This is a genomic window from Methanogenium sp. MK-MG (assembly GCF_009914725.1).
Classification (GTDB): domain Archaea; phylum Halobacteriota; class Methanomicrobia; order Methanomicrobiales; family Methanomicrobiaceae; genus Methanogenium.
This window is the reverse complement of sequence record NZ_JAAAWJ010000107.1, coordinates 1-4,740: the sequence shown is the minus strand read 5'-3', so window position 1 is coordinate 4,740 and position 4,740 is coordinate 1. Positions and strand designations below refer to the sequence as shown.

General features: G+C 47.8%; 9 protein-coding genes. 7 read left to right on the top strand and 2 right to left on the bottom strand.

Translation table 11 applies throughout. The annotated features are described in order from the left end of the window. Window positions 1-31 precede the first annotated feature (31 nt). The 3 genes from MKMG_RS10630 to MKMG_RS10620 all read left to right on the top strand — a co-directional run bounded on the left by MKMG_RS10630 (window position 32) and on the right by MKMG_RS10620 (window position 1,308). Window positions 32-283, top strand: a complete 252-nt coding sequence (locus MKMG_RS10630) for a hypothetical protein (RefSeq protein WP_165077860.1) — start codon at window positions 32-34, stop codon at window positions 281-283. A 126-nt stretch (window positions 284-409) separates the two neighbouring features. Then, entirely contained in the window at window positions 410-622 is a 213-nt protein-coding gene (locus MKMG_RS10625; protein WP_165077859.1) for a hypothetical protein, read from the top strand. 83 nt (window positions 623-705) lie between these two features. Further along, on the top strand, window positions 706-1,308 hold the full coding sequence (locus MKMG_RS10620) for a hypothetical protein (RefSeq protein WP_165077858.1): 603 nt from the start codon (window positions 706-708) through the stop codon (window positions 1,306-1,308). An 11-nt stretch (window positions 1,309-1,319) separates the two neighbouring features. Here the strand turns inward: MKMG_RS10620 and MKMG_RS10615 are convergent, their stop codons facing one another. Continuing rightward, window positions 1,320-2,009, bottom strand: a complete 690-nt coding sequence (locus MKMG_RS10615; RefSeq protein WP_165077857.1) for a hypothetical protein — start codon at window positions 2,007-2,009, stop codon at window positions 1,320-1,322. Between the two features lie 121 nt (window positions 2,010-2,130). Here MKMG_RS10615 and MKMG_RS10610 point away from each other — a divergent pair, with 121 nt between their 5' ends. Beyond that, window positions 2,131-2,379 (top strand): hypothetical protein, encoded by a 249-nt coding sequence (locus MKMG_RS10610; RefSeq protein WP_165077855.1) that lies wholly within the window; start codon window positions 2,131-2,133, stop codon window positions 2,377-2,379. Between the two features lie 25 nt (window positions 2,380-2,404). Here MKMG_RS10610 and MKMG_RS10605 read toward each other — a convergent pair whose 3' ends face one another. Then, window positions 2,405-3,214, bottom strand: a complete 810-nt coding sequence (locus MKMG_RS10605; protein ID WP_165077853.1) for a protein-glutamate O-methyltransferase CheR — start codon at window positions 3,212-3,214, stop codon at window positions 2,405-2,407. 319 nt (window positions 3,215-3,533) lie between these two features. Here MKMG_RS10605 and MKMG_RS10600 point away from each other — a divergent pair, with 319 nt between their 5' ends. The 3 genes from MKMG_RS10600 to MKMG_RS10590 all read left to right on the top strand — a co-directional run. Continuing rightward, complete coding sequence (locus MKMG_RS10600; protein WP_165077852.1) at window positions 3,534-4,013, top strand: ATP/GTP-binding protein; 480 nt, start codon at window positions 3,534-3,536, stop codon at window positions 4,011-4,013. A gap of 63 nt (window positions 4,014-4,076) precedes the next feature. Beyond that, a complete protein-coding gene (locus MKMG_RS10595) occupies window positions 4,077-4,430 on the top strand; it encodes a hypothetical protein (protein WP_165077850.1) in 354 nt (117 codons plus the stop codon). A 2-nt stretch (window positions 4,431-4,432) separates the two neighbouring features. Beyond that, window positions 4,433-4,740: amidohydrolase family protein (locus MKMG_RS10590; RefSeq protein ID WP_165077848.1), on the top strand; the 308-nt coding region annotated here is incomplete at its 3' end.

Genomic DNA, 4,740 nt, shown 5'->3' with positions numbered 1-4,740 from the left:
TCTAATTGAGAATTACTTCCGGAGTGAAATGATGAACCGTAAACACCGTATTTCTGACCAGTATTCAGTAACACAGGACCGGATCCTGTCATATCTGGCGCTGGGGCTCGAAGCGGGAAAACATTACTTTAAATCCAAGTACATTGCAAAAGATCTGGGTCTGTCATCAAAAGAAGTCGGCACAAATCTGGCAATTCTCTCGGAAATATGTGACGAACTTGATATATCCCGCTGGAGTTACTCGAACAGCACCACATGGCGTGTTCTCCCGCGTGCTGCATAATTTTTCAGTAATGCTCAGGTCTGACCCCGTGCCTGAACTGATTAACCCCACTTATCCTATCTGTTTCCTCCCTGATCCCGGTCATTAAACCAAAGCATTAACATGATTACGGGAAATTTCTTTTACATGGCTGATAAAATCGTGGAATTTGTATCTGATATTGAATTCATCGCAAATATTGATGAAAAAAAAGACTGTCTCATGAATCAGGGCTCCCAGTCTGACGAGGTCTCTGTCACTGAGGGTAATCCGCTTGGCCTCTGGTATAACATTGATGTGCCCAAGGGACACGGGCTGAAGGCCGGTGACAAAATCCGGATCAGCATCGAGAAGGTATAATAGATGATACAATTAAGCGGAGGAGACAGTTCCCTGGTATCTTCCTGCCTGAATAAACGATACCGCAGTGGTATTATACACCGATGAATACATCCTGGCTCTTATCCGGTGCTCTCGTCGTTCTCCTTGCAGGTATCTGTATCTGCGGATGTGTTACTGATGAGGAGGCCTACTCCTCGTCATCAGCTCTGTATGAACATGCAGAGACGAGAATCAGTGAAATAAACTGGGACACCGGTCCACCTGAACTGATTGATGCGAGACTTCAGGAGGCAGAGGTGGACCTGAACGAGGCCTATGTGATTGTGAATACCATTCAGCCGAACCCTGAATCTGCTGAACCCAGTGCCGCATATGCGCTGCGTGAACTGATTCTCGGAAAGACGGTATATGTCTCTGCTGCCCGTGAAGTGGCAACAGCCAAGGTGCACATCCTGAATGCAGGCGACGCGGCAGAACTCTACCAGTATGCTGACTGGTATCTTGAGATGCATGCCGCTCGGGGAAATCTTGAACTTGCCCGCACAAAACTATCGCTCTCTGATACCCACATGAACGGAATCAATATGACTTTGGTCCCGATGGAGATGCGTTCGGATATCGCTGAGGCAAAGGCCCTGAATGCCAATTTTGCCGGGCTCATCACCTCACTTGAACGGTCTGTCGAACTGGCCCTTGAACCCTGATACTACTTTTTTTATGCCGCGTTCAGGAATCCTGTGAGCCTCCTGACTGCCGGCTGCACCAGGGCGTCACCATACTGCGCTTTTGTTGTTTCCAGACTGAAGATATATTGGTTTACGTCCTGTGCACTCACGATGAAGTAAAATGCTTCACCCGATTCCTGGACTGTCTTTTTCACAGGTTCTCCATACCGCTGCTGGTTGCCGGTGAGAATGGTACCGGTCCCGCCGTCCACAAGCACCCAGGTCAGCTGGGAACTTTCCGGTTTGGTGACCGCCGTCATGCTGACATTTATCCGCCAGAATCCAAACGGAATCTGAAACATATCTGAAAATCCATTGCCCGGGCCGGTATATGTTGCAAACTGAACTATTTCCCCTGGCATCCATATCTCAGAATACTCAGGGTCTGATGCACCAAAATGCGTCATGTCAGCCGGAAAATTAGTGACCGGATAGCCTCCCTGCCCACTCACATAGACGGTGTCCAGGTCAGTGTTTTTTGGAATATTCCATACCTGTGGTTTTGCCTGCATGGTATATGCCGGGAGTTCGCCTGCAGGGTTTTCATATGGTGAGTCAGGCTGAAAATACCCGGAAATTCCGCCAATCCCGGAAATGCTGTCGAGTCCCTGGGAGGCCACTGCGATGATGACCACAATGATGATTGCACCAGCAAAGGTGAGAATATCTGCCCGTTTCACATCATTATCTTGTACAGCCTTTCTGATAACTTTTATTCTCGATTTTCAGGCGTATGAAGGGGTTTTAATACGCACGCAAACGCACAGTTAAATAATATCGGGCTGCAATTTTTGAATATCTATGGACCTGCAGGAATCACGAACCTGGATACTATTTTACCTGATCTCATTTGTGGTGCTGCTGGTCTCTGTGTTTCTGACATCAGAAGGCATCCTGGTGGGAGTCGGCCTCACGATGCTCATTGTGGTGATTGGAATAAATCTTATGTTTATGCTCAGTCAGGTGAAAGAGGCCACGAAAAAGAAGGAAATGATGGATAAAATTTCTCATATCGACAGGAAAGGTGCGGGTGATAATGGGAAGCGCTGAAGATCTTTTGATATGGAGGCGGTGATCAGGCGCCCCTCTTTTTCTTCTGGTATATCTTTTGAATCGAATTATATGGATCGTAGAGTTGTTCCACATCCCTGCCCATATACTCCGTCTTGCCCATGACATAGTATCCGCCTTCTGTAAGTGCCGGTGCAAATACCCTTGCGAGTTCGTCCTTCTGTTTTTCGGTGAAGTAGATGGTCACATTTCTGCAGAGGATAACATCCAGATACTGGGTCACCGCCCGCCCGCTCATCAGGTCATGGCGCGAGAACTTCACGAGATCCCTGAGATGATCTTTGACCTGGTACGACCCGTCCTGCTGTTTGTCAAAATGCCTGCGAATCCGGGATTCAGATAGGTTTTCCAGTGCTTTTCTGTGATAAATGCCCGTCTCTGCCTTTTTCAGGGCCTCTCTGTCGATGTCTGATGCAAATATCGTCACCTGCACATCCGGGTACAGCACTTTGGCCTCATGGCACATCAGGGCCAGGGTGTATGGCTCTTCGCCCGTGGCACATCCGGCACTCCATATCCTGATCTTTTGTTTCCTGCGTCGTATTTCGGGGAGAACTTCACTTTTAATGAGATCAAATACCTCCTGGTCCCGCCAGAATTTAGTCACATTGATGGTGAGGGCGTTCCGAAGTGCTTCCTGTTCTTTCGCGCTTGAGATGATGAGGGAATTATACTCAGTATACGAATCCATTTCGTTCATCCGCATTCTGGACTGAATTCTCCGCTGGAGATAGTCTGCTTTGTAGTTTGCACACTGTATGCCGATCTTTGATTCTATCGTGCGCAGAACCGACTGGAATTCTCTGGTGTCCATTGTGATATCAACTAACCCTGTTACTCTGTTTCTGTTAATGCAGGCATTCTGCCATACACATTACATTATGTTCATGGACAACACTGCCCATCTCTTCTGTTTAGGCACTCATATCTTCCGGGATTATTTCTGTCCGCGTGTAGAGACTATGTGTATATACTGTCTTTGAAGCACACAGGATAAAATCCTTCAGTGCCTGACACATAAAGACATCAGACAGATTCTTTGGTGACTGCATCTGTCTGCGGATTGTAACCGATAATCAGCCCCCATGTCAATGAAAATTTTATATGAGACATAAATCAAACAGATAATATTAATGGACTGTTCCAGACTTAAGATTGTGATCTTCGGTGCGTATAATGCCGGTAAATCATCATTTATTCAGGCAATTGATCCGGAATCTCACCATGTCGAAGCAAATAACTGTGACATTCCGACAACAGTCGGGCTTGATTTTGGCCGGACAGTGATCAATAACCGGAAAATATACCTCTTTGGCACACCGGGACAGGAACGGTTTGAATTTGCCCGTGGCATTATCTCCCGTGGTATGGACGGGGCCATTGTTGTGGCTGATACCACACGTGACCTGGATGGGTTGACTGAGCAAATTTGCCACGCCCTCAGCGTCTCCGGGTATCCCTATGCCGTGTTTCTGAACAAATGCGATCATCCTGATTCACGCCCCGACCGTTATTGTGCTGTGACAGGGTCTGCCTTTTCTATGGAGATTTCAGCTGTTACCGGTAGCAATACTACCGAAGCACTGCATGAATTTCTGGAACGGTATTTCTGAATGTGTGTGCCCCCGGGCCAAAGCAAATAGTATAATTTGTTCCGGGTTTTACTTACATCAGTTATGTCCAGGATTGGTGTTGTAACTGGTCTTATCCTTCTTCTGGCGGTGGTTGCCGTCTCTGCCGGGTGTCTCTCATATTCCATCGCTACGGTATCGTATGACGGTGATGGAGTGCATGTCGGTGTGGATAATAAAGGGGAAGCAAGGGATGCTGTGATGCAGGTAACGGTCTTTGATCTCTCTGATTTCAAACAGGTGGAGGTGGATAAAATCGTCCGTCCCGTGCATCTTGATGCAGGAATAAATGATGTCATATTTGACGCAGACCTGCAACCGGGCCCCTATCGTTTTTATATCTATATGATGGAAGGCGGGGAGCGGCTTGGCTGTGTGATAGAGAACCTTGAGGTCTGAAGATGACTTCGTTTATTCGGGCAGCTGCAGGTAAGGAACCCTGTGATACGTTTTTTATCAATGCCCGGGTATTCTGTCCGTTTACCGGGGAATGGGAAGAGAATGCCTCGTTTGGTGTAAAAGACGGGCGTGTCGCAGGGTTTGGGACGTATGCTGCTGGACAGACTGTTGATCTGCGGGGAAAACGTGTCATCCCCGGCCTGATTGATGCCCATGTGCATATTGAAAGCTCTCTGCTGACTCCTGCAGAGTATGCACGGGCCGTCTGCCCGCACGGGACCACCACAGTCTTTGCTGACCCGCATGAGAT

What these genes read in the sequence shown, in the direction of transcription:
- MKMG_RS10630 (WP_165077860.1), top strand. Translation starts at nt 32, where the DNA reads ATGAACCGTAAACACCGTATTTCTGACCAGTATTCAGTAACACAGGAC.
- MKMG_RS10610 (WP_165077855.1), top strand. Translation starts at nt 2,131, where the DNA reads ATGGACCTGCAGGAATCACGAACCTGGATACTATTTTACCTGATCTCA.
- MKMG_RS10605 (WP_165077853.1), bottom strand. Translation starts at nt 3,214, where the DNA reads ATGGACACCAGAGAATTCCAGTCGGTTCTGCGCACGATAGAATCAAAG.
- MKMG_RS10595 (WP_165077850.1), top strand. Translation starts at nt 4,077, where the DNA reads ATGTCCAGGATTGGTGTTGTAACTGGTCTTATCCTTCTTCTGGCGGTG.
- MKMG_RS10600 (WP_165077852.1), top strand. Translation starts at nt 3,534, where the DNA reads ATGGACTGTTCCAGACTTAAGATTGTGATCTTCGGTGCGTATAATGCC.
- MKMG_RS10620 (WP_165077858.1), top strand. Translation starts at nt 706, where the DNA reads ATGAATACATCCTGGCTCTTATCCGGTGCTCTCGTCGTTCTCCTTGCA.
- MKMG_RS10625 (WP_165077859.1), top strand. Translation starts at nt 410, where the DNA reads ATGGCTGATAAAATCGTGGAATTTGTATCTGATATTGAATTCATCGCA.